Origin of the sequence: Streptomyces sp. NBC_00247, from assembly GCF_036188265.1 — a bacterium.
Taxonomy (GTDB): domain Bacteria; phylum Actinomycetota; class Actinomycetes; order Streptomycetales; family Streptomycetaceae; genus Streptomyces.
Genome location: NZ_CP108093.1, coordinates 5,490,888 through 5,513,857, shown reverse-complemented (window position 1 = coordinate 5,513,857; position 22,970 = coordinate 5,490,888). Strand labels below are relative to the sequence as shown.

Sequence of the window (22,970 nt, the reverse complement as noted above, 5' to 3'; positions counted from 1 at the left end):
TGACACCACACGTCAGCGCTTTCGAACACCTTCGGCGAGTTCGCCCGCGAGCGCCTTCACCGCGGCCGTGCCCGCGGCGGGGTCGGGCGCGTCCAGGATGGCCTTGACGAAGGCCGATCCGACGATGACGCCGTCCGCGAACCCGGCGACCTCGGCGGCTTGCGCCGCGTTGGAGACGCCGAGGCCGACGCAGACCGGGAGAGACGTGGTGGCGCGGGTGCGGGCCACCAGGTTCTGGGCCTGGTCGCCGACGGACGCGCGGGTGCCGGTGACGCCCATGAGGGAGGCGGCGTAGACGAACCCGGAGCCGGCCGCCGTGATGGTGGCGAGGCGCTCGTCGCGGCTGCTGGGGGCGACGACGAAGACGGTGGCGAGGCCGTGCTTCTCGGCGTTCTCGCGCCACACCCCCGACTCCTGGACCGGCAGGTCGGGCAGGATGCAGCCGGCGCCGCCCGCCGCGGCCAGTTCGGCGGTGAACCGCTCGATGCCGTAGCGGTCGATGGGGTTCCAGTAGGTCATCACGAGGATCGGGGCGCCGGTCGCCTCGTACGCCTCGCGGACCGTGCGCATCACGTCGGCGATCCGGACGCCGCCGCGCAGCGCGATGTCGTCGGCGGTCTGGATGACCGGTCCGTCGAGCACCGGGTCGCTGTGCGGCAGGCCCACCTCGACTACGTCGGCGCCGCCGGCCACGACCGCCTTGATCGCCTCGATGCCGCCGTCCACGGTCGGGAAGCCCGCCGGAAGGTAGGCGACGAGGGCCGCGCGGTCCTCGGCCTTCGCGGCGGCGAGGGTGGTGTCCAGCAGTGCGATATTGCCGGTGTGTCCGGTGTTGCCGGTGTTGCCGCTCACTTGACGTCCCCCTCGATCTCCGCGCCGTGGCCGGCCGTGTCCGCCTCGACGGCCGCGTCGGCCTCGTACAGCCCGAAGTAGCGGGCCGCGGTGTCCATGTCCTTGTCGCCGCGCCCGGAGAGGTTGATGACGATCAGGCCGTCCTCGCCCAGCTCCTTGCCGATCTCCAGGGCGCCGGCCAGCGCGTGCGCGCTCTCGATGGCCGGGATGATGCCCTCGGTCCGCGAGAGCAGGCGCAGGGCCGACATCGCGGCGGCGTCCGTCACCGCGACGTATTCGGCGCGGCCGACGTCCTTGAGGTACGAGTGCTCCGGGCCGATGCCCGGGTAGTCCAGGCCGGCCGAGATGGAGTACGGCTCGGTGATCTGGCCTTCGTCGTCCTGGAGGACGTAGCTGCGCGAGCCGTGCAGGATGCCGGGCTCGCCCGCGGTGAGGGTCGCCGCGTGCTCGCCGGTCTCGACGCCGTGCCCGGCGGGCTCGCAGCCGATGAGGCGGACGGAGGCGTCCGGGATGAAGGCGTGGAAGAGGCCGATGGCGTTGGAGCCGCCGCCGACACAGGCGATGGCGGCGTCCGGCAGCCGGCCGGCGCGTTCCAGGATCTGGCGGCGGGCCTCCACCCCGATGACCCGGTGGAAGTCCCGGACCATGGCGGGGAAGGGGTGCGGTCCCGCGACCGTACCGAAGAGGTAGTGGGTGCGGTCCACGTTGGCGACCCAGTCGCGGAACGCCTCGTTGATGGCGTCCTTGAGGGTGCGGGAGCCGGACTTCACCGCGACGACCTCGGCACCGAGCATCCGCATGCGGGCGACGTTGAGCGCCTGGCGCTCGGTGTCGATCTCACCCATGTAGATGGTGCACTCCAGGCCGAAGAGCGCGCAGGCGGTCGCGGTGGCGACGCCGTGCTGACCGGCTCCGGTCTCGGCGATGACCCGGGTCTTGCCCATGCGCTTGGTGAGGAGCGCCTGACCCAGCACGTTGTTGATCTTGTGCGAGCCGGTGTGGTTGAGGTCCTCGCGCTTGAGGAAGACGCGCGCGCCGCCCGCGTGCTCGGCGAAGCGGGAGACCTCGGTCAGGGCGCTGGGGCGGCCCGTGTAGTTGACCATGAGCTCGTTGAGCTCGGCGGCGAAGGCCGGGTCGGCCTTCGCCTTGTCGTACTCGACGGCGACCTCGTCCACGGCGGCGACGAGCGCCTCCGGGATGAACTTGCCGCCGTAGGCGCCGAAATAGCCTTCGGCGCTGGGGATCAGACCCTCGGGGTCCGGAATGAAGAAGTCAGAGGACATCCGACGTGGCTCCTGGAGATGGCAACGGGTGGGTTCACCGTATGCGCCGGGGCGGAGCGGAGGACCGCCGCGACCGGACCGGGTCGGGCGGATGCCGGGTCGGCGCACCGACCCTCGGGTGCGCGGGACGCGGAAGCCTTCGTTCAGTGCGGCGCTCGGGCCGCGCGCCATCGCATGCCGTTGACCTGTCCCGGCTCGTCGCCGATGACGTAGCGGACCCGGCGGCCGTGCACCCGGCGGGCGGGCGCGCGGCAGCCCCGGTGCCAGAACGGCGGGGCGCAGCGCCGGGGCGTCGGGTGGTCGAGCGGGAGGAGCGGGGGCCGGCCGCCACCGTGCGCCAGGGGTGCGCGCGGCTCACGCACCGGCCGCCCGGCGGGGCGGGTGCCCTGCGGGGTGGACGGTGCGGAGCGCGAAGGCCCCTGGCGCACGGAGACGGTCATGGCGGTGGGTCAGCCCCGTCCGTGCCGGAGCGCGGGGTGGGTGCCGGCGGCGACCAGGTCGGCCACGGCGGCGCGCGGGTCGCGGCCGGTGACGAGCGACTCGCCGACGAGCACGGCGTCCGCACCGGCGTTGGCGTAGGCGATCAGGTCGTGCGGGCCCCGGACGCCGGATTCGGCGACCTTGACGATGTGGTCGGGGATCTCCGGCGCGACCCGGTCGAAGGTGGTGCGGTCGACCTTGAGGTCCTTGAGGTTGCGGGCGTTGACGCCGATGATGCGGGCGCCGGCGGCGACCGCGCGCTCGGCCTCCTCCTCGTCGTGGGCCTCGACGAGCGGGGTGAGGCCGATGGACTCGGCCCGCTCGATCAGGGAGACGAGGGCCTCCTGGTCGAGGGCCGCGACGATCAGCAGGGCGAGGTCGGCGCCGTAGGCGCGGGCTTCCCACAGCTGGTACGAGGTGACGATGAAGTCCTTGCGCAGGACCGGGATGTCGACCTTGGCGCGGACCGCCTCCAGGTCCGCGAGCGAGCCGCCGAAACGGCGCTGCTCGGTGAGGACGGAGATGACCGACGCGCCGCCGGCCTCGTAGTCCGCGGCGAGCGCGGCCGGGTCGGCGATGGCGGCCAGGGCGCCCTTGGAAGGGCTGGAGCGCTTGACCTCGCAGATGACGTTGACGCCCTCGCCGCGCAGTGCGGCGACTCCGTCCTTGGCCCGGGGAGCGCGCGCGGCGCGTTCCTTGAGCTCGTCGAGGCTGACGCGCGCCTGCCGCTCCGCAAGGTCCGCACGGACGCCGTCAATGATCTCGTCGAGCACACTCACGCGAGCGGCCCCCTTCCGGAACGAACGAATGATGGAACAGGATCAGCCGTCTCGATGGTATCCGCAGCGGAGCGATGGGTCCGCATCCGGCCGCTCCATGTCCCAGCAGGTGGTCGCTCAGGGTGCCAGCGCGGCGCCGACGGGCAGGTTCCGCACGACGCTGAAGGCCACCAGCGCCGCGCCGATCCCCCACCACCAGCGGGGCGGGACGCTCAGCCGAAGGGTTCTGCGGCGGGCGGTCCGTACGAGCCAGAGCGACCAGAGCGCGGCGAAGAGGACGTAGCCGGTGACGGCGAGGGCGTTGTCGCCGAGGGCTGTGACGAAGTCGCCGTGGGCGAAGGCGTGGGCGCTGCGCAGTCCGCCGCAGCCGGGGCAGAGCAGGCCGGTCAGGCGGAAGAGCGGGCAGACCGGGTAGTGGCCGGGTTCGCCCGGGTCGACCGCGGCGACGTACCCGAACGCACCGACGACGGCAGCCAGGGCCCCGGCCGGGGCCGCGAACCGCCGCACGCCGGGCGCCGGGCGCGGCGGTTCGTGCGGGGCGGCGTGAGCCGCAGGGCCCGCGTACGTGTCCGGCGGGTACGGGCCGGCCTGCGCGGGACCGGCGGGGGCCCCGGCGTCCGGGGGCGGGGTCGCGGCGGGGAGGGGCGAGGCGTCCACCCGCCGATTGTGCCCCCGGTACGCGGAAAGGCGCAGCCCCTCGGGGGCTGCGCCTCGCGTGTCGCGTGGTCGCGTCCGACGGGGCGGGGGCCGGTGCCCGTGCGGACGGGCCCCTGTTCCCCGCGTACGTCAGTGGCCGAGCTGGGCCTCGCCGGCACGCGCGCGGGCGGCGGCGTACTCCGGGCTCTCCTTCGGCATGCCGAGTCCGGCCATCTTCATCGCCAGCCCCACGAGGGCGCCCACGAGGGTCACGGCGATACCGGCCCAGAATCCGGCCGGGTTGGCCGCGACCATGAAGACGCCTGCGACGCAGAAGCCGATGAACGAGATGATGACACCGGTCCAGGCGGCCGGGGTGTGTCCGTGGCTGCTGCCCGCCATGAGTTGCTCCTCGTTGGTGTTGCGCGGTGTGCGGTGTGTGCGGTGTGTCCGGGGTTCACGGTGGAAAAGCCCGCCCCCATTGTCCCGTACGCGGAGGCGGGACGTGATCCGGGGGGTCGTTGGTCCCGGTCGTGTCCGGGGCCTTCCCGGGTGGCCGGCGATCCTTTCCGGAACCCGCTTCAGCCCGTGGGGTCCTCGCCCCGGTCCAGGGCCTTCCACAGTTCCTCGGGCCGGTCGGGGTCCCGGGGGCGCGCGGGGGCCTTGCGGGGGCGGGGGGTCCCGTCGCGCTCGTAGCGGCCGGACATGGTGGGCCAGCGGCTTCCGAAGCGGAGCGCGAGCACGCCGGCGATCAGGATGAACAGCCCGCCGACGGCGGTGACGAAGGGCCACGCGGTGTGGCTGAGGGCGTCGATGGTGGAGGCGCCGTCAGCGGTGGCGGCGGCGGCCTTCTCGTCCAGGGCGGCGCTGTCCGAGGCGCCGGACCAGGCGCTCAGGCCGGCTCCGAGGCCGCTGACGGCCAGCAGCGCGGAGACGACGTAGCGCCCGGTGCCCCGGACGGCGAAGACGGCGACCAGGGCGGCGAGGCCGACGATCGCCAGCGCGGCGGGGACGCCGGTGACGTCCTGTCCGTCGGCGGTCAGCGGGAGGCTGCCGCCGGCGACGAGGGCGTCGCCCCGGGCCCAGGTCTGCCCGGAGGCGAGCAGCACGACGGCGGCCCCGACCGCGCCGAGGAGCAGCCCGAGGGCCAGGCTCCGGCGGCTGCCGGGGGCGTCGGACGCGGTGGTACGGGCACGGGGCTGGGGTACGGGGACGGCGCTCACGCCTTCCACTATCCCCTACCGTCCCCGCGACCGTCGGGTGGCCCCTGATCGGCCGGAGCCGGCCGGGCGGGTCACCCGGTGGGCGCTCCGTGGTCGCGGAGCCGGTTGGCCGTGTGGACGGCGCGGAGCACCGCGGCGGCCTTGTTCCGGCACTCGTTGTCCTCGGCCACCGGGTCGGAGTCGGCGACGACGCCCGCTCCGGCCTGGACGTAGGCGGTGCCGTCGCGCAGCAGCGCGGTGCGGATGGCGATGGCGGTGTCGGAGTCGCCCGCGAAGTCGAGGTAGCCGACGCAGCCTCCGTACAGTCCTCTGCGGTTGGGTTCGAGCTCCTCGATGATCTGCATGGCGCGCGGCTTGGGCGCCCCGGAGAGGGTGCCGGCCGGGAAGCAGGCGGTGAGGACGTCGAAGGCGGTGCGGTCCTCGGCGACGCGGCCGGTGACGGTCGAGACGATGTGCATCACGTGGGAGTACTTCTCGACGGACATGAAGTCGACCACTTCCACGCTGCCGGGTTCGCAGACGCGGCCGAGGTCGTTGCGGCCGAGGTCGACGAGCATGAGGTGCTCGGCGCGCTCCTTGGGGTCGGCGAGGAGTTCCTCGGCGAGGGCCTGGTCCTCCTGCGGGGTGGCGCCCCGGTGCCGGGTGCCGGCGATGGGGTGGACCATGGCGCGGCCGTCCTCGACCTTGACCAGGGCCTCGGGGCTGGAGCCGACGACGTCGAAGCCGTCGAAGCGGAAGAGGTACATGTACGGGGACGGGTTGGTGGCCCGCAGCACCCGGTAGACGTCGAGCGCGCTCGCGGTGCAGGGCGTCTCGAAGCGCTGGGAGGGCACGACCTGGAAGGCCTCGCCGGCCCGGATGCGCTCCTTGATGTCCTCGACGGCCTCCTGGTAGGCCGCGCCGCCCCAGAGGGCGGTGTACGGCGGCAGCTCGGAGGGGGGCAGGACGGCGGGGGCGTTCTCGACGGGGCGGCGCAGGTCGCGTTCCATGGCGTCGAGCCGGCTGACGGCGTCGGTGTACGCCTCCTCGACGCCGCTCTCCAGGTCGTTGTGGTTGATCGCGTTGGCGATCAGCAGGACGGTGCCGTCCCAGTGGTCGAGCACGGCGAGGTCGGAGGTGAGCATCATGGTCAGCTCGGGGAGGCCGAGGTCGTCGCCGCCGTGGTCGCCGATGCGTTCCAGGCGGCGCACGATGTCGTAGCCGAGGTAGCCGACCATGCCGCCGGTGAAGGGCGGCAGTCCCTCGGTGCCCGCGAGGTCGCGGGGGGTGTGCAGCGCCTCGGTGGTGGCGCGGAGCGCCTGGAGCGGGTCGCCGTCCAGCGGGACGCCGACGGGCGGGGTGCCGATCCAGTGGGCCTGGCCGTCGCGGGCGGTGAGGGTGGCGTGGCTGCGGACCCCGATGAAGGAGTACCGCGACCAGGTGCGGCCGTTCTCCGCGGATTCCAGCAGGAAGGTGCCGGGGCGTTCGGCGGCGAGTTTCCGGTAGAGCCCGACCGGGGTGTCGCCGTCCGCGAGGAGCCGCCGGACGACGGGGATGACGCGCCGGTCGACGGCCAGCTTGCGGAAGGTGTCGAGATCCATGTCGGCCGGCCTCACTGGGTGTCGGGGGTGAGCAGGACGTCTCGGTCGAAGCAGGTGCGCGCGCCGGTGTGGCAGGCGGCGCCCGTCTGGTCGACCTTGACGAGGACGGTGTCGGCGTCGCAGTCGAGGGCGACGGAGACGACACGCTGGGTGTGGCCCGATGTGTCGCCCTTGACCCAGTACTCCTGACGGCTGCGGGACCAGTAGGTGCAGCGGCCGGTGGTCAGGGTGCGGTGCAGGGCCTCGTCGTCCATCCAGCCGAGCATGAGCACCTCACCGGTGTCGTACTGCTGGGCGATGGCGGGGACGAGTCCGTCCGCACCGCGCTTGAGGCGCGCGGCAACGGCGGGATCGAGGGTGCCTGCGGGCGGGTTACCGGGCGTGCCGGACGGGGGCGTGCTGCTCATGGGCCCCATTGTGCCGCGCGCACCGGCGCCGGAAGGTGCCCGGTCCACTGGGCGGACCGTGTGCCGCGGTCGTAGGCTGGCTGGCATGTCGACCCACGCGAAGCGCGAACGTCTTCTGCTAGCCGACCTGTTGGAGGCGGCGGGCCCCGGGGCGCCGACCCTGTGCGAGGGCTGGCTGACCCGGGATCTGGCCGCTCACGTGGTGGTGCGCGAGCGGCGGGCGGACGCGGCTGCGGGGATCGTGCTGGGCCCGCTGAAGGGCCGTATGGAGCGGGTGCGGCAGGAGTACGCGGAGAAGCCTTACGAGGAGCTGATCCAGCTCATCCGCACGGGTCCGCCGCGCTTCTCCCCGTTCGGCCTGAAGCAGGTGGACGAGGCGGCCAACACGGTGGAGTTCTACGTGCACGCCGAGGACGTCCGCCGGGCGCAGCCCGACTGGTCCCGGCGGGAGCTGGACCCGGTGTTCGCCGACGTCCTGTGGGCGCGCATGGAGCGGACCGCCCGGATGCTGGGGCACCGCTCCCCGGTGGGGCTGGTGCTGCGCCGCCCGGACGGGCGTACGGCGGTGGCGCGCAAGGGCACGCCGGTGGTGACGGTGACCGGGGAGCCGGGCGAGCTGCTGCTCTTCGCGTTCGGGCGGCAGTCGGCGACGACGGTGGGCCTGGAGGGCGAGGAGGACGCGGTGGAGCGGCTCCAGCTGTCGCAGCTGGGGATGTGAGGAGCGGCCCCGCGCAGGCCGCGCTCCCCCGCGTAAGGGCCGTCCTCCCCGCGTACGCCGTCCTCTCAGGCCCGGGGTGCGCCATGGCCGTGCGTGGCGGTGGCCCGCACCCTGTGGCGGGCCGGTCCGGTGGCGCCGTCCCGGCGGGTCCGGGCGGGGCGGCGGGAGCCGAGGAAGGCCAGCAGGAAACCGGCCGGAACGGTGACGAGCCCCGGGGTCTGCAGGGGGAACCAGTGGAAGTCGTGGTCCGGGAAGAGGGCGATCGGGGTCCCCGAGACCGCCGGTGAGAACGCCATCAGCAGCAGGATCAGCGGCAGGGTGCCGTAGACGGTCCAGCGCACCCCCCGCGCGGTGAAGCCGGGCCGGAAGAGGGCGTTCAGCAGGACCGGCGGCAGGACGGACGCGGCGGCCGCGAAGGAGAGCGAGAGCAGGACCTGCGGGTTGCGCTCGTGGGTGTACGCGGAGACGAGGACGGCGAGCGCGCCGATCGCGAGGACGGCCCAGCGGGCCCGGCGGATCTCCCGGGCGGACGCCCGGCCCTCGCCCTGGGCGCCCGAGTGCACCCGGAAGTCCCGGGCGACGCTGGAGGCGGCGGCGAGGGTGATGCCGGCCACCGCGGCGAGGGTGGTGGCGAAGGCGGCGCAGGCGACGAGGGCGAACAGCAGGCTCTGGCGGGGACCGGCCGCGCCGGGGTCGAGCGCGCCGGTCACCATCAGCAGGGCGGTGTTGCCGCCGGGGTCCCCGGCGCGCAGTACGTCCGCGCCGAGCAGGGCCGAGGCGCCGAGTCCCACGACGACGATCCCGGCGCAGAGGACGGCGACCGGGGCGACGGCCCAGGCCCGCACCCGGCGCGCGGTGCGGGCGTCGCGCAGCGGGTGCAGGCGCATGGTGAGGTGCGGCATGCAGGCGGCGCCCAGGAGAAGGGTGACCAGGAACCCGGTCAGGTCCAGCGCCCCGGTGCCGGTGCGGCCGAACTGGGCGCCGGGCGAGGCGTAGTGGGAGCCGGCCCCGCTGCCCTCGCGCGCGGCGTCGAAGAGGGCGAGGGGTGACCAGCCGTACCGGGCGAGGACGAGTCCGGCGAGCAGCGTGACGACGGCCACCACCACGCCCACCTTGAGGATCTGGACGTATCCGGTGCCGCGCATCCCGCCGAAGGCGGAGTAGCCGACCATCAGGGCCCCGCTGGCGACGGTGCATCCGGTGACCGCCCCGTCCGGCAGCCCGAACATGGCCGCCATCACCTTGCCCGCGGTGGTGAGCTGGACGAGCAGCAGGGGTGCCAGCACGGCCAGGGTGGCGATGCCCAGGGCCTTGCGGACCGAGGGGTCTTCGAGCCGTTTCGCGAGGAAGTCGCCGAGGGTGAACACCCCCGCGGCGCGCAGCCGTTCGGAGAGGACGCGCATGACGAGCACCAGCGAGGCGACCGTCGCGAGCGCGAAGGCCACCCCGTCGAACCCGGCGAGCGCCACGGAGCCGGTGGTGGAGAGCAGGGTGGCGGCGGAGATGTAGTCCCCGGCGATGGCGAGTCCCCCGCCGACGGGCCCGAGGGCGGCGCCGCCGCCCGCGTAGAAGTGTTCCGGGTCGTCCTGATCGGCCGCGGCGAGGCCGCAGAGCAGCAGGGAGAGGGCGACGAACCCGAGGAAGATCACCACTGCGAGGGAACGCGCGTCGGTAAGGGAGGACATGACGGGTACGCCACCAGAGGGGGCAATCGCCGTACAGGGAGCGGGCGTTCATGGATGCACCGGTACAGGCGGCGGGCCCGCTCCTTGTGTGCCGGCACATCCGGACCACTCGAACTCGCTCTGCCGGCACGTTGGTCGGCATCAGCCGAGCAGTCTGCGGGCCGCCAGCGCCAGGCAGACCTCCACCGCGTCCGCCGGACGGGTCAGACAGCGCCCGGTGAGTTGCTCGAACCGTCGCAGCCGGTTCAGCACGGTGTTGCGGTGGCAGTAGAGCCGCGCTCCGGCCCGCTGGGCCGAGCCGTCGGCTTCGAGCCAGGCGGTGAGCGTCTCGATGAGGACGTCCCGGTCGGCGGGGTCGATGCCGTCGAGGGGGCCCAGTACCCGGTGGGCGAGCGCGGTCCCGAGGGCGGGCGAGGAGACCACCAGCGCGGTCGGCAGGTGCGCGTCGAGCAGGACGACGCCGCCGGAGGCCGGGCAGGCCCGCAGCGCGGTCTCGGCGAGTCGACGGGCCTCACCGAGCGCGGCGAGCCCTTCGACGGCGGAGCCGACCCCGACGGCCGTACCGGCCGGGGCGGTCAGGCCGGCGGCGAGGCGGGCCAGTACGCCGTCCGTACCCGTTTCGGCACACCCCTCCGGCGCGTCCGCGTCCGCGACGGCGGATTCCAGTGCCACGACGGCCAGTTCGACATCGGGGCCGGTGTGCCAGAGCGCGGCGACCCCGTCCGGGAGGACCACGGGCGGGGAGGTCGCCGCGTGCGGCGCGCGCTGGGCCGTACGTACGGCGAGGACCGCGTACCGGCCGTCCTCCCGCAGCCCCAGCACCGTCGCGGCACCGGGAAGGTCGGCGATGCGGGCGGTGCCGTCCAACAGGGCGGCGGTCATGAGCCGCTGGCGGTTCTCGCGGCGCCAGTCGATGCGCTGTGCCGCCTGCCGGTAGGCGTCGGTGAGGACTCCGCAGTGTTCGTCGACGAAGTTCCACACGTCGGCGGCGACATGGACGAGGAGGCGGACGTCCTCGGGGTCGCGGCGGGCGGTCTCGTCCACGAGGCCCTGCCACACCATCGCGCCGCCGAGGCGGAACGCGTGCAGGACGGCGTCGAGCGGCACGCCCTGCTCGGCCCTGATCTCCCCGATCCAGCGGGTGGTGCGGTGCGCCGCCTCGCGGAACTCGCGGGGCTGGATCAGCGAGCCGACGTTGTGACGCAGGGAGTGGTGGACCTCCTGCCAGATGTCGGCACGGGTGGACTCGATCGCCGTCCGGTAGCCGGGCTCCTGCTCGTACAACACCTCGACCAGCCGTTCCGTCAGCTCGGGCAGCTCTTCGAGCAGCACCCGGGCCGAGCGGTGCAGCACCTCGATCGCCTCCCGGTCGGCCAGCGAGCGGAACCGCTGGGGCAGCGGTGTTACCGGGGGCGTCGCGTGCAGCGCCCTGATCCGAGGACGTACGACCTGTGGCATGGGGGCCTCCACCGGGAATCGGCCGGGCCCGTGGGCGCCGGCCCGGGCGCCCGGCCCGGCAGGGCGCGAGCGCAACCGAACGATCCTGACGCCCGCAGAATGGCATACCGGCCAGTCGGTACCTAGGGGTGTGCGTGGTTCTTATCATCACGGTCCGGCAACCTGCCGGACACATTCGGCCACGGAGGCGGGTGAAGCACGAACGGCCGGGCGGGGCGGAGGGGCGCGCCCGCGTCGGCGAAACACGGAGGCGCGGCGGAGCCAGCGGTGTCTCGAAATGCCCTGGGTTTACCATTGGTCAGGCTCAAGGAAGGCGGCAGCTATGGCGGCCAGGCAGATTCCCAGCACTTCGACGTTGCTCGCCTTCGAGGCTGCGGCACGTCATGGCAGGTTTTCGCTTGCCGCACAGGAGCTGGTCGTCACGGAAGGGGCGATCAGTCGGCAGGTGGCACGGCTGGAAGCATTCCTCGGTATTGCCTTGTTCCTTCGGGGCGGCAATCGTGTCGAGCTGACGGCGCACGGGGCGCGCTATGCCGAAGAGGTGGGGCGTTTGCTCGTGTCGTTGGAGCGGTCAACGTTTCAGGTGATGGCGTCGCCGCCGCAGCAGCAGGTACTGGAGCTCGCGGTGATCGGGACGTTCGCATCCAGATGGCTGGTACCACGGCTTCCGTCGTTCTCGCGCGAGCATCCGGACGTGATGGTGAATCTGAGCACTCGAAACGATCCTTTTGTGCTGAACGGCAGCGCCTTTGATGCTGCGGTCACCTTCGCTCATCCCGCGTGGTCAGAGGCTGAATCGAGGCACTTGTTCCGCACTTCCTTGATCCCCGTGTGCAGGGCCGATCTCGTGCCACGGGGGCACAGTACGACTTCTGGGGCATTGCCCCGCTTGCCGCTGTTGCATAAAACGGCGACGCCTGAAAGTTGGCGCAGTTACTCTCGTGAGTTCGGGCTCAGCCTTCAGGAAGCGACGGCCGGTGGCCGCTTCGAGCAGTTCTCCATGTTGATCGAAGCGGCTCTCGTCGGCTTGGGTGTGGCGCTCGTCCCTTATCTCTACATTGTGGACGAATTGCGAACGGGAAAACTTGTTGCAGTCGGTCCGCCCGGACAGCAGACAGCCAAGGAATTCATCCTCGTCAACAACTCGCGGAGCTCTCGTTCGAAACTTCTGGACGAGTTCTCTGATTGGCTGGTGGCCGTAGCAGAACCGGACTCTTCTCCTGCCGCGCCAGAAGTCGCGGTTGCTCATCCCTCATCCGTGATCGAATAGCCGCCGTTCACCCGCTCGATCCGGGCGAATCCTCGGTCGTCGAGATGGGGGCCAGCGACGATCAGCTGCTCAGCACTGACCATTTCGAGCACCCGGACGCGCGTTTCGGCGGCGCGGGTCGGATCGTTGTCCAGCGTGACCGATGCGTCGGGCCGCGCCACTTGGACAGTCGGGAAATGAACGGTGTCGCCCCAGAAGAACATGCCCTGGCCTTCGGAGCTGATGAGATAGCCCGTGTGCCCCTCCGTGTGGCCGGGAAGTGGTGTTGCCGAAATTCCGGGCAAGACCTCACCTTGGGCGAACCCGCGGAGTCTGCCGCCATAGGCATCGAGGGCGTTGCGAGCTGTCTGGAAGTTTCCCCGAGCGCGTTCGTTCGCATGCGCGAGGTTGCTGTCGTTCTGCCAGAAGGCGACCTCGCGGTGGTGAATCAGGAGTTCGGCGTTGGGGAAAGCGGCACGCCCGGAACCGTCGAGCAGGCCCCCGACATGGTCCGGGTGCGCGTGCGTAAGAAGGACAGCGTCGATGTCCGAGGGTTGCACCCCTGCCAGTGGCAGACTGGCCGTCAAGTGACCGCCCCATTGCTTGACGCCGCCGGCCCCGGCGTCCACAAGGACGGTGTGGCCGGCACCACGTACCAGGTAGCTGTTGATGTGCATGGGCGACTGATCATTCAGCCCGCCTCGCCGCTGCAACGCTGATGCCTCCTGACGGTCGACGTTCGTGAGCAGGTCCAGGCTCGCTGTGAGATAACCGTCACTGATGGCGGTAACCGTGTACAGGCCGATCTTTCGGGTGGGGAAGAGCGGAGGTGTCATTATTTTGCTCCTGTCTCGCCAACGGTTGTCCCGCAATTCGTGGTGGATCGGTGCGCGGCGTCGGATGCGGCGCATCGCAAGGCGGAGGGGCGTCCGCGTACTGGATGTAGCGGGACGTTCCGACAACGCGGCGAGGTGCCGTAGATGTCGTCGCGCATCCGCCAGGAATTGCAGGACAGCCCTTAGTTGAGGGCGTGAATGTGTTGCTTCGAGAAACTGAAGCAACGGATACGTGCGGTGAGGCCGAGGGTATCAGTGACCGCATCACTGACCTGTTGCATAAAGTGGCCCATGACCGCCGGCGGGCGGAACGGCTCCTCGCGGAAAAGGATTTCCGCAAAAACCGGGTGCCCTCTGCCCTTTCGCACGGAAACGTAGACGATGTGCACGTTCTCGAGCGCAGCCTGCAGCGTGCTGGTGCACAGCTCAACGCACTGGTCGGTAAGTGCTTCCAGTGACTCGTCCGTCGGCATGGCCCCGGATTCCACGTACAGCGTTACGTTCGGCATGCCGGCCCCTTATTCGAAGGCTGCCAAAGATGCTGTGGCCCTGAGCTGAGGAGTTATCGCCACATAGACGTGGACACCATCCGGCAGCTTCGTGGGGAGCGTGAAACCGGAGTTCGCGGTCGCGGCCATCCAGCGCTGTTCCGGGTTCTTTTCCATCGCGACGGCGCGCATGGGCTGCGAAATGAGACCTAGCCTCGTCAGAGCATCGGGGCCGGTCGAGCCCAGAACCAGGTATTCGTCCGCAGAGATATCAGGCACCCGGCTCGGTCCGCTGTACAGGTTGCGGTGCCAGTCGATGATGTCGGGCTGCCATCGGGCGAAATTACCGCCGCCCTTCTCTGCGTACTCATCCCCACTGAGCACCTCCAGCCCTTCGACGGTGTGGGCTGCGAGGTAGGTGGGACATCCGGAGCTGATCGCCTTGAACCGCTGTGAGGTGTGAAAGCCCGTGACGGAGATGAGCGCAGGCAGCTTCCGTTCGGAGTAGAACTCGTTCCACTCCTCTTCTCGTGTCGGCTCGGCAAAGCTGCACTCAACGGTGTAGATCATCGGATATTCCTTCGCTGTGACTGATGCTCAAATAATAGATCCCCTACTGGCCCGATTAGCGCCCTTCAGTGCGATATTTCAGCAACCCAGCATGACCATAGGTCACGGTGCGCGCGCTGAGACGATCCGCAGACCGGTTGACCTCGATCTTTCGTGACGGCCCGTCGGTTCTTCGAGGGACCGCTGGTCAACCGGGGTTCGGGAGGGTTTCGAGTCGTTCGACGGCGTCGGTGATCACGTCGGTCCAGGGCCAGTGGCGGGTGAACCGTAGGTGCCGCGGCGGGCGGTCGTGATGAGCCGGGCGGCGGCCGAGAGCAGTCGGAGCCTTGGCTTCCGTAACTCCCGTCTGCGGGTTTTGCCGGTCAGGCGGGCAGCGCGGCGGTCGTCCTCGTCGGCGACGCGAACCCGGTTGTCACCGGGCGCGAAGCCGTGCGTCTCCTCGGAGGTCAGGAACATCGCGCCCGCCACGTCCGTGATCTCCTGACGCCATCGCGCGAGCCAAGCAGCCGAGTAGGGCGGTCGGTCCATGGCCGGATCGTCCCGCTCCCGCCGCCCTCAGGACCAACGGTCCATCACCCGGGCCAGTTCGGTGCGGGAGCGGACCCCGAGGAGGGCGAAGATGTTGCGCAGGTGGTGGTCGACCGTGCGCGGGCTGACCGAGAGCCGCCGGGCTATCTCCCGGTTGGTGGCCCCTTCCGCCACGCAGCGGGCGATCCGCTGCTGCTGGGGGGTGAGCGCCACCGACGGCCCGGCGTCGGTGGCCGGGGGGTCCACCGCCTCGCCCGCGGCGCGCAGTTCACCGGTGGCCCGGTCCACCCAGGCGCGGGCGGAGCATCGTTCGAAGCCGACCAGGGCGTCGCGGAGCGGGCCGCGCGCCTCCCGGGTGCGCCGGCGTCTGCGCAGCCACTGGCCGTAGAGGAGTTGGGTGCGGGCGCGCTCGAAGTCGCCGCCGGCCCGGTCGTGATGGGCGAGTGCCTGGGCGTACCGCGCCTCGGCCTCGTCGGCGGGGGCCAGCAGCGCGCGGCAGCGGGCGAGCTGGGCGGGCGCGTGCGGGTCGGTGGTGCGGCTGGTCCAGATGGAGAACTCTCTTACGGCGTCGGCGAGTTCGTCGGCCCACTCGGTACCGTGGCCGGCCAGGACGGCGGCTTCGACGTAGCACGGCAGGGCGAGCATCCGGATGCCGAAGTGGCCGTGGCGGGGGCCGGGGCGCACCAGAGGGGCGAGCCGGGCCGCCGCCTCGCCCGTGCGGCCCGCCGCCAGGTCGGCGCGGGCCACCGCCCAGGTGGCCAGCGTGGCGGCCTGGGCGAGCCCGTGCGGTCCGGCCCCCGCCAGCGCGGTGTCCGCGTGGGCCGCGCACGCCTCGGCGGGCCCCTCCACCGAGGCGGTGAGCGCGAGCACCGCGTGCAGATGGGTGGTGGCGTTGGACTGCCCGTTACGGCGGGCCGCGTGCAGGCCCTCCAGTGCGTGCGCCCGCGCCCTGGCGTGCCGGCCTGCCCGCAGTTCGGCGTAGGCGAGCTGTTCGAGGGCGTGCGCGAGGAGGACCTCGGGGCCCTTGCTCCGTACGGCGGCGAGCGCGCGGGCCCCGGCCCGGCAGGCGCTCTCGGCCTCGCCGACGACCAGCGCGCAGGCGCCGGCCCGGAGCAGCGCCCAGGGGTCCTCGCCGGCTTCGGCGGCGCGCAGGCACTGCCCGAGCAGCTCGTGGCCCTCGGCCATCCGTCCCGCGAACACGGCTCGTACGCCCGCGAGATAGGGCGCGACGGCCGGGTCGTGCGGACGCCCGGGGATGCGGTTCAGTGCGTCGAGGTAGGCGATGGCGTCCCCGCCCGCCCAGGCGGCCTCGGCCGCGGCGAGCAGCGCGGAGAGGGCGCGCGCCGGGTCGTGCGGCGCGAGGTGTGCCGCGGCGGCGAGCAGCGCCTCGCGGGCGTCGGTGGCCGGTCCGTCCCGCAGGGCGAGCATCCCGCGCGTGAACCGGGTGAGCCCGCCCGCCGGTACGGCCCCGGGCAGGGGAGTGCCCGGGGCGGCGGCGACCCGGGTGAGGAGGGCGCGGGCGCGGCCGGTGTCGCCCGCGAGGCGGGCGTGCTCGGCGGCTTCGGCGAACCGGGCGGCCCGGTCCGCCTCGTCGGTGGAGAGCAGGGCGGCGCGGGTGAGGGCGGCCGAGCGTTCGGCGTACGGCCGGGGCGCGGTGGCCGCCCGCTCCAGCGCGCTCGCGAGGACGGCGTCCGGCGCCGGGGCCGCGCAGGCCCGCTGCACCAGGGCGGGCAGCTGATGCGCGGAGGCCTGGCCGAGGAGCGCGGCAAGGAGTTCGTGGGCGGCCCGCCGGTGCGCGGGCGGGGCGTGCCGCAGCACCGCGCGGCCGAGCAGGGGGTGGCTGAAGTGGACGCGGCTGCCGGTGCGTTCGAGGACTCCGGGGATGCCGCCGGGGCCGAAGAGCACGCGGTCGAGCAGGGTGGCGCCGAGCCCGGCCCGGTTGCCGGCCCGCAGCAGGAGTCCGGCGTCGGCTCCGGTGCCCTCCGGCTCGTGCTCCTGGGCGGCGGCGGCCAGCAGCAGGAGGGCGCGGGTCTCGGCGGGGAGGCCGTCGAGCTGGGCGGCGTGGGCGTCGATCACGCTCTCGCCGCCGGGCAGCGGGAAGGGCAGCACCGTGCGGCCGGCCAGTTGGTCCGGGGTGAGGTGCCCGACGAGCCCGGCGAGCAGTCGCGGGTTGCCCGCCGCCTCCCGCAGCAACTCGCCGCGGACCCCCGGGTCGATGTCGGGGGACCTGCCGGTGAGGCGCTCCAGCAGGCAGGACGCCGCCTCGTCGTCGAGCGGGCCGAGGCGCAGTGCGGGCAGTCCGGCGAAGCTCGTCTCGTCGGCCGACGCGATCAGCACGGCTGCCCGGCTGCCCGCCCCGAGCCGGCGGGCCGCGAAGCCGAGGGCCTCCCGGGACGGGGAGTCCCAGGCGTGCGCGTCGTCCACGCAGACCAGCACCGGGCGGTCGGCGCCGGTCTCCCGCAGCAGGGTGAGCAGCGCGTCGGGGGTGATGCCGGAGCGCAGCACGTGCTCGGGGGGTACGGAGAGCGGGCCGGGGGCCGAGCCGAGCAGGGCGTGCAGCCCACTGTGCGGGAGGCGGCGCTCGGCGGGGACGGCCGTCACGTGCAGCACGGGGCCGTGATGGCGGGCGCGGTGCGTTTCGGCCGCCGCGTCCAGCAGGGCGCTGCGGCCGAGGCCGGGCGGCGCGGTCACCACGAGCGCACCGCCGTCGCCCTGCGCGAGGCGGCCCAAGAGGGTTTCCACTATGGCGAGTTCACCGCTGCGGCCGTACAGCCGGAGCGGACTGTGCACGGTCGTCGAGGGAGTCACACCGGCACGTTACGTCCGCGTGAACAGGGCCGGAAGACGCGCGTCCGCTCCTTCGGCCCGAACGCCCCGGTGCGGTGCGCCGTCCCAGGAGAACGGCCTTTGGGCTGTGCGCGCGCACAGGCTCCGGCGCGCCCGCCGGTCCCCGACCGTACTTTCGTGCCATGACGATCCCGCTCCGCACCGAACAACACACCGGACTCCGCACCGAGGACGGACTGACCCTGCGGTACTGGTCCTGGTCCCGCGATCCCGATCCGGCCCTGCCTCCGGTGGTGCTGCTGCACGGTTTCGCCGCGCACGCCCGGCTGAACTGGGACGGCCCCGGAGTGGTGGAGGCCCTCCTCACGGCCGGCCGCCGGGTGTACGCGCTGGACGCCCGGGGTCACGGCACCTCCGACCGGCCGCACGAAGAGGGTTTCGGAGAGGAGTTGATGGCGGGCGACGTCCGGCTCCTGGCCGACCGGCTGGAGGCGGACGAGTACCACCTCGCCGGGTACTCGATGGGCGCGGTCGTCGCCCTGCTCACGGCGGCGTCCGACCCCCGGGTCGGGCGGCTGGTGGCCGGCGGCGTCGGCGCGGGCGTGGTGGAGGTCGGCGGCCTGGACACCCGGGCGATGCCGCCCGAACTGGTGTCGGCCGCGCTGACCGCCGACGACCTCGCGACCGTCCCCGAGCAGGCGCGCGGCTTCCGGGCGTTGGCGGACGCCACCGGCTCCGACCGGCACGCGCTGGCCGCCCAGATACGCGCGGCGTTCCGGGGCCCGGTGCCGCTGGACCGGATCGCGGTGCCCACGCTCGTACTCGCCGGGGACGCCGACCCGCTGGCGGTACGCCCCGAGGTGCTGGCCGGCGCGATCCGGGGCGCCCGGGTCACGGTGCTTCCCGGCGACCACCTGACGGTGGTGCGCGAGCCCGGATTCGCCGCCGCGATCACGGAGTTCCTCGCGGCGGGGTGAGGGGCGAGGTGAGGGCGGGATGAGGGGCGGGGCTCCCCCGCGGAGGCCCGCGATCACGTGTGGCAGAGTGGTCCGGCTGCCGCAGGGGACATCACGCCCGCGCCTGCCCGGACCGGGCGGGGCGGAACGGAGGACGACCGGCGGCGCACCGGCCACCCTCTGCCCCGCCTTCCGCACCGCCCTCTCCAGGAGTACGTCATGAACGCCAAGCGCCACCGCCTGCTGCTCGCCGCCGTCACCCCCATGCTCGCCCCCGGGGAGCAGGTCGAGGCGGCGTCCATCGTGAACCTGAGAACCGTCTCCGTACGCAGGACGGCCGCCTTCGCCGTGGCCTCGGCGGTCCTCAGCGCGGGCGCGATGAGCGTGATCCCCGTGCCGGTGCCGATGTATCTGGTCATGACCGACCGCCACTTCTTCGTCTTCCGGGCCAACCCGAACATCGCCCGGACCGGGGAGCACCTGATGACGTTCGCGCGGGCGGGCCTGGTCCGCACCGAGATCAAGGAGCGCCTGCTCAACTCGTCCTTCGTCGTCTCCTCGCCCGAGGACGTACAGGGGCTGCGGATCGTCTTCCCGCTGGTCGGCCGCAAGGACCGGAACGCGATAGCCGCCGCTCTGCCGGTGGCGGGCTGAGCCACGGGCGGCCGCACACGAGAAGCCGGACCGCCGTGTCGGGCGGTCCGGCTCCGGTTCGTACGACGGGTTACGAGGTGTGCGGGCAGGTGCCCCGGTACTCGGCGATGGTCAGGCTCGCCGAGGGGATCGGGCAGAGGAACTGCTCGTAGCGGGTGTCGTTGTCGATGAAGCGCTTCAGCCACGAGACGCTGTACTTCGCGATCGTCGTGTTCGAGGTGTTCGGCGTGAAGTGGGTGGCCGCCCGCAGCTCCAGGTACGCCTTGTCCAGTGTGCTGGGCAGCGAGTTGTAGAACGGCTTGGAGTGGGTGAGCACCGGGGCGATGGTGTCGCCGTCCGCGCCGATCACCAGGGTGGGCGTGCGGACCTCGGGCCAGGTGGTGTCGGTGTTCCAGCCGGTCAGCGGGATCGCCGCCTTGAGCGAGGTGCGGCTCTTCGCCGCTTCCAGGGTGCCGCCGCCGCCCATGGAGTGGCCCATCACGCCGAGGCGCGAGGAGTCGATCCGGGTGCGGACGGAGCTGCTCTGCGTGAGGTAGTCCAGCGCGGCGAGGAGCTGTCGGCCCCGGCTGTCGGGCTGGTCGAGCGTGGTGTTGGTGTCGATGGTGAAGACCACGAAGCCCTGGGAGGCGAGGCGCGGGCCGAGCCACGCGATGCTCGACTGGTAGGCGGTGAACCCGGGCGCGATGACCACCGCGCCGAAGGTTCCGTCCGCCGTGGACGTCGGGTAGTAGATCGTGCCGCCGCCGAAGCCGGAGACGCCGAGCGAGGAGACGGAGGTCTGCGAGGTGGCGTAGGAGCCGCGCAGCGCCTCGATGCTCGTGGTGGTCGGGGCGGGACCGCGCTCGTAGGGGTTGGTGGCGGCCTGCGCCCCGGTGGGGCTGAACGCGGTGAGCAGGCCGGCGGTGACCGCCGCCGCGGCGAACAGGCCCTTGACGGCCCGGAGTCGGCTCGTGCGGGTCCGGTGGTGCGGAGCGGTGTCGCCGGAGGTGAGGAGCTGCTGCACGGGGGATCCTCTCGGTGGGGGGTACCCCGCCGGGCGTCTCCCGGTGGCCGTCGTCCGAGGCTCCGGGGTGCTCCGCGTGGTACCGCCGCGTCGTTCGCTGGCGTTGGCCACTCTGGCGATGCTCCCCGGCGTCACGCATCGGCGATATCGCCGGTCTCGCCGCGCACTTCCCCCTCGGGCCGGGCGGCCCGCGCACGCGTGAGGGGCGGGTGCGGGACGTCGTCCCCCACCCGCCCCCTGGCGGTGTCTCAGCGGACCGGGTGTCCGGCTTCCCGCAGGGCGCTCTTGACCTCGGAGATCCGCAGATCACCGAAGTGGAAGACGGAGGCGGCGAGGACCGCGTCGGCCCCGGCGTCCACGGCGGGTGCGAAGTCGGCGAGCCGGCCGGCGCCCCCGGAGGCGATGACGGGGACGGTGACGTGGGCACGTACCGCCTTGATCATCTCGGTGTCGTAGCCGTCCTTGGTGCCGTCGGCGTCCATCGAGTTGAGCAGGATCTCGCCCGCGCCCAACTCGGCGGCACGGTGCGCCCACTCGACGGCGTCGATGCCGGTGCCCTTGCGGCCGCCGTGCGTGGTGACCTCGAAGGTGCCCTCCGGGGTGCGGCGGGCGTCGACGGAGAGCACGAGGACCTGGCTGCCGAAGCGTTCGGCGATCTCGCGGATCAGTTCCGGGCGGGCGATGGCGGCGGTGTTGACGCCAACCTTGTCCGCACCGGCGCGCAGCAGCTTGTCGACGTCCTCGGGGGCGCGGACGCCGCCGCCGACGGTGAGCGGGATGAAGACCTGCTCGGCGGTGCGGCGGACCACGTCGTAGGTGGTCTCCCGGTCACCGCTGGAGGCGGTGATGTCCAGGAAGGTCAGCTCGTCGGCGCCCTCGGCGTCGTACAGCTTGGCCATCTCGACGGGGTCGCCGGCGTCGCGCAGGTTCTGGAAGTTGACGCCCTTGACGACCCGGCCCTTGTCGACGTCCAGGCAGGGGATCACGCGTACGGCGAGGCTCATCGGTCGCCTCCGCGGAAGGCCTCGACCTCGACTTCGACGACCAGGCTGGGGTCGACGAAACCGGAGACGATGAGCATCGTGGCGACCGGCCGCACGTCGTCGAAGAGCTCTTTGTGGGCGCGGCCCACGTCGTCGACGTCCCGGGCGTGCGTGAGGTACATGCGGGTCCGCACGACGTCCTCGCGGCCGAGGCCGGCCTGCGCCAGGGCGGCGAAGGCGACCTCGAAGGAGGCGACGGCCTGCTCGTACGGGGAGCCGGCCGAGATCTCGCCCTTGACGACGGAGGTGCAGCCGGCCACCAGGACGAGGCCGCCGGGGAGTTCGACGGCGCGGGCGTAGCCGAACCTCTCCTCCCAGGGCGCCCCGGACTGGATCCGGCGCACGCCGGACGCCGGTGCGGAGGGGGCGGGTACGGAGTCCGTCATGCGGCGACCGCCTTGAGCGCCTCTTCCAGGGTGAACGCCTCGGCGTAGAGCGCCTTGCCGACGATCGCGCCCTCGACGCCTTCCGGCACCAGCAGCGAGATCGCGCGCAGGTCGTCCAGCGAGGAGACGCCGCCGGAGGCGACGACCGGGCGGTCGGTGACGGCGCAGACGTCGCGGAGCAGGCCGAGGTTGGGGCCCTGGAGGGTGCCGTCCTTGGCGATGTCGGTGACGACGTAGCGGGAGCAGCCCTCGGAGTCGAGACGGGCGAGGGTCTCGTAGAGGTCGCCGCCGTCGCGGGTCCAGCCGCGGCCGCGCAGTGTGGTGCCGCGGACGTCGAGGCCGACCGCGATCTTGTCGCCGTACTGGGCGATGACCTTGGCGACCCACTCGGGGGTCTCCAGTGCGGCGGTGCCGAGGTTGACGCGGCGGCAGCCGGTGGCGAGGGCGGCCTCCAGCGAGGCGTCGTCGCGGATGCCGCCGGAGAGCTCGACCTTGATGTCCATGGCTCCGGCGACCTCGGCGATCAGCGCGCGGTTGTCACCGGTACCGAAGGCGGCGTCGAGGTCGACCAGGTGCAGCCACTCGGCGCCGGCGGACTGCCAGGCGAGGGCCGCCTCCAGCGGGGAGCCGTAGGAGGTCTCGGAGCCGGACTCGCCGTGCACGAGGCGGACGGCCTGTCCGTCGCGGACGTCGACGGCGGGAAGGAGTTCAAGCTTCGGCATTACAGCGTCTCGATCCAGTTGGTCAGCAGCTCGGCACCGGCGTCGCCGGACTTCTCGGGGTGGAACTGGGTGGCCCACAGCGCGCCGTTCTCCACGGCCGCCACGAACCGCTCTCCGTGCGTGGCCCACGTGACGCGGGGGGCCCGGATGTTGGCGTTGGTGACTTCGAGGGTCCAGTCGTGCGCCGCGTAGGAGTGCACGAAGTAGTACCGGGCCTCGGGGTCGAGCCCGGCGAAGAGCTTGCTGTCCTCGGGCGCCTCGACGGTGTTCCAGCCCATGTGCGGGACCACGTCCGCCTTGAGCGGGCCGACGGTGCCGGGCCACTCGTCCAGGCCCTCGGTCTCCACCCCGTGCTCGATGCCCCGCTCGAAGAGGACCTGCATCCCGACGCAGATGCCCATCACGGGGCGGCCGCCGGAGAGGCGGCGGCCGATGATCCAGTCGCCGCGGGCGGCCTTGAGACCGCCCATGCAGGCGGAGAAGGCGCCGACGCCGGGGACGAGGAGTCCCTCCGCGTTCATCGCCTTGTCGTAGTCACGCGTTATCTCGACGTCCGCGCCGACCCGGGCGAGCGCCCGCTCGGCGGAACGGACGTTGCCGAAGCCGTAGTCGAAGACGACGACCTTCTTCTTCTCGCTCACGATGTC

At 72.6% G+C, this 22,970-nt stretch carries 25 protein-coding genes; 4 read left to right on the top strand and 21 right to left on the bottom strand.

Going from position 1 to position 22,970, the window contains the following annotated elements:
• Positions 1-12: 12 nt before the first annotated feature.
• The 9 genes from trpA to hisI form a co-directional block, all read right to left on the bottom strand.
• Entirely contained in the window at positions 13-852 is an 840-nt protein-coding gene (trpA, locus tag OHT52_RS24035) for a tryptophan synthase subunit alpha (RefSeq protein ID WP_328722248.1), read from the bottom strand.
• Positions 849-2,135: a tryptophan synthase subunit beta gene (trpB, locus tag OHT52_RS24030; protein ID WP_328722247.1), complete on the bottom strand. Its 1,287-nt coding sequence runs from the start codon at positions 2,133-2,135 to the stop codon at positions 849-851. Before trpB ends, trpA begins: the two co-directional genes overlap by 4 nt.
• Positions 2,136-2,278: 143 nt before the next feature.
• Entirely contained in the window at positions 2,279-2,575 is a 297-nt protein-coding gene (gene trpM, locus OHT52_RS24025) for a tryptophan biosynthesis modulator TrpM (RefSeq protein WP_328722246.1), read from the bottom strand.
• Positions 2,576-2,584: 9 nt separating this feature from the next.
• The gene (trpC, locus tag OHT52_RS24020) at positions 2,585-3,394 is read right to left on the bottom strand and encodes an indole-3-glycerol phosphate synthase TrpC (RefSeq protein WP_328722245.1); all 810 of its coding nucleotides are present in this window, start codon (positions 3,392-3,394) and stop codon (positions 2,585-2,587) included.
• A gap of 117 nt (positions 3,395-3,511) precedes the next feature.
• Positions 3,512-4,051, bottom strand: coding sequence for a DUF2752 domain-containing protein (locus OHT52_RS24015; protein ID WP_328722243.1), 540 nt, complete (start codon positions 4,049-4,051; stop codon positions 3,512-3,514).
• Positions 4,052-4,180: 129 nt separating this feature from the next.
• On the bottom strand, positions 4,181-4,432 hold the full coding sequence (locus OHT52_RS24010) for an HGxxPAAW family protein (protein ID WP_328722242.1): 252 nt from the start codon (positions 4,430-4,432) through the stop codon (positions 4,181-4,183).
• A 179-nt stretch (positions 4,433-4,611) separates the two neighbouring features.
• Positions 4,612-5,262, bottom strand: a complete 651-nt coding sequence (locus OHT52_RS24005; protein ID WP_328722241.1) for a TIGR02234 family membrane protein — start codon at positions 5,260-5,262, stop codon at positions 4,612-4,614.
• A 62-nt stretch (positions 5,263-5,324) separates the two neighbouring features.
• The gene (locus OHT52_RS24000) at positions 5,325-6,833 is read right to left on the bottom strand and encodes an anthranilate synthase component I (protein ID WP_328722240.1); all 1,509 of its coding nucleotides are present in this window, start codon (positions 6,831-6,833) and stop codon (positions 5,325-5,327) included.
• Positions 6,834-6,844: 11 nt separating this feature from the next.
• Positions 6,845-7,240, bottom strand: a complete 396-nt coding sequence (gene hisI, locus OHT52_RS23995; protein ID WP_328722239.1) for a phosphoribosyl-AMP cyclohydrolase — start codon at positions 7,238-7,240, stop codon at positions 6,845-6,847.
• An 85-nt stretch (positions 7,241-7,325) separates the two neighbouring features.
• Here hisI and OHT52_RS23990 point away from each other — a divergent pair, with 85 nt between their 5' ends.
• Entirely contained in the window at positions 7,326-7,958 is a 633-nt protein-coding gene (locus OHT52_RS23990; RefSeq protein WP_328722238.1) for a TIGR03085 family metal-binding protein, read from the top strand.
• 65 nt (positions 7,959-8,023) lie between these two features.
• On the opposite strand, the gene OHT52_RS23985 is transcribed toward OHT52_RS23990, so the two are convergent.
• Positions 8,024-9,643, bottom strand: a complete 1,620-nt coding sequence (locus tag OHT52_RS23985) for a sodium/solute symporter (protein ID WP_328722237.1) — start codon at positions 9,641-9,643, stop codon at positions 8,024-8,026.
• Positions 9,644-9,784: 141 nt separating this feature from the next.
• Positions 9,785-11,101 carry a PucR family transcriptional regulator gene (locus OHT52_RS23980; protein ID WP_328722236.1) on the bottom strand — a complete coding sequence of 439 codons (1,317 nt, stop codon included), beginning with the start codon at positions 11,099-11,101 and terminating at the stop codon, positions 9,785-9,787.
• Between the two features lie 322 nt (positions 11,102-11,423).
• Between OHT52_RS23980 and OHT52_RS23975 the strand changes: the two genes are divergently transcribed.
• A complete protein-coding gene (locus OHT52_RS23975) occupies positions 11,424-12,371 on the top strand; it encodes a LysR substrate-binding domain-containing protein (protein WP_328722235.1) in 948 nt (315 codons plus the stop codon).
• On the opposite strand, the gene OHT52_RS23970 is transcribed toward OHT52_RS23975, so the two are convergent.
• The 5 genes from OHT52_RS23970 to OHT52_RS23950 form a co-directional block, all read right to left on the bottom strand.
• On the bottom strand, positions 12,347-13,186 hold the full coding sequence (locus tag OHT52_RS23970; protein ID WP_328722234.1) for an MBL fold metallo-hydrolase: 840 nt from the start codon (positions 13,184-13,186) through the stop codon (positions 12,347-12,349). The genes OHT52_RS23975 and OHT52_RS23970 overlap by 25 nt on opposite strands.
• Before the next feature lie 182 nt (positions 13,187-13,368).
• Positions 13,369-13,695, bottom strand: a complete 327-nt coding sequence (locus tag OHT52_RS23965; RefSeq protein ID WP_328722233.1) for a hypothetical protein — start codon at positions 13,693-13,695, stop codon at positions 13,369-13,371.
• Between the two features lie 9 nt (positions 13,696-13,704).
• Entirely contained in the window at positions 13,705-14,244 is a 540-nt protein-coding gene (locus OHT52_RS23960) for a hypothetical protein (RefSeq protein ID WP_328722232.1), read from the bottom strand.
• A gap of 234 nt (positions 14,245-14,478) precedes the next feature.
• Entirely contained in the window at positions 14,479-14,772 is a 294-nt protein-coding gene (locus OHT52_RS23955) for a hypothetical protein (RefSeq protein WP_328722231.1), read from the bottom strand.
• Between the two features lie 27 nt (positions 14,773-14,799).
• Positions 14,800-17,580 carry a helix-turn-helix transcriptional regulator gene (locus tag OHT52_RS23950; RefSeq protein ID WP_328722230.1) on the bottom strand — a complete coding sequence of 927 codons (2,781 nt, stop codon included), beginning with the start codon at positions 17,578-17,580 and terminating at the stop codon, positions 14,800-14,802.
• 161 nt (positions 17,581-17,741) lie between these two features.
• Here OHT52_RS23950 and OHT52_RS23945 point away from each other — a divergent pair, with 161 nt between their 5' ends.
• Together OHT52_RS23945 and OHT52_RS23940 are read left to right on the top strand one after the other, a co-directional pair.
• Positions 17,742-18,536 (top strand): alpha/beta fold hydrolase, encoded by a 795-nt coding sequence (locus tag OHT52_RS23945; protein ID WP_328722229.1) that lies wholly within the window; start codon positions 17,742-17,744, stop codon positions 18,534-18,536.
• 198 nt (positions 18,537-18,734) lie between these two features.
• Positions 18,735-19,169 carry a hypothetical protein gene (locus OHT52_RS23940; protein WP_327175214.1) on the top strand — a complete coding sequence of 145 codons (435 nt, stop codon included), beginning with the start codon at positions 18,735-18,737 and terminating at the stop codon, positions 19,167-19,169.
• Between the two features lie 70 nt (positions 19,170-19,239).
• On the opposite strand, the gene bdeA is transcribed toward OHT52_RS23940, so the two are convergent.
• From bdeA to hisH, 5 genes are all read right to left on the bottom strand, one after another.
• On the bottom strand, positions 19,240-20,172 hold the full coding sequence (bdeA, locus tag OHT52_RS23935; RefSeq protein WP_328722228.1) for a bis(hydroxyethyl) terephthalate hydrolase: 933 nt from the start codon (positions 20,170-20,172) through the stop codon (positions 19,240-19,242).
• A gap of 248 nt (positions 20,173-20,420) precedes the next feature.
• The gene (hisF, locus tag OHT52_RS23930) at positions 20,421-21,176 is read right to left on the bottom strand and encodes an imidazole glycerol phosphate synthase subunit HisF (RefSeq protein WP_328722227.1); all 756 of its coding nucleotides are present in this window, start codon (positions 21,174-21,176) and stop codon (positions 20,421-20,423) included.
• Positions 21,173-21,601: a RidA family protein gene (locus OHT52_RS23925; RefSeq protein WP_328722226.1), complete on the bottom strand. Its 429-nt coding sequence runs from the start codon at positions 21,599-21,601 to the stop codon at positions 21,173-21,175. Before OHT52_RS23925 ends, hisF begins: the two co-directional genes overlap by 4 nt.
• Positions 21,598-22,323 (bottom strand): bifunctional 1-(5-phosphoribosyl)-5-((5-phosphoribosylamino)methylideneamino)imidazole-4-carboxamide isomerase/phosphoribosylanthranilate isomerase PriA, encoded by a 726-nt coding sequence (gene priA, locus OHT52_RS23920; protein WP_328722225.1) that lies wholly within the window; start codon positions 22,321-22,323, stop codon positions 21,598-21,600. Before priA ends, OHT52_RS23925 begins: the two co-directional genes overlap by 4 nt.
• A complete protein-coding gene (hisH, locus tag OHT52_RS23915; RefSeq protein WP_328722224.1) occupies positions 22,323-22,964 on the bottom strand; it encodes an imidazole glycerol phosphate synthase subunit HisH in 642 nt (213 codons plus the stop codon). Before hisH ends, priA begins: the two co-directional genes overlap by 1 nt.
• Between the last annotated feature and the right edge of the window lie 6 nt (positions 22,965-22,970).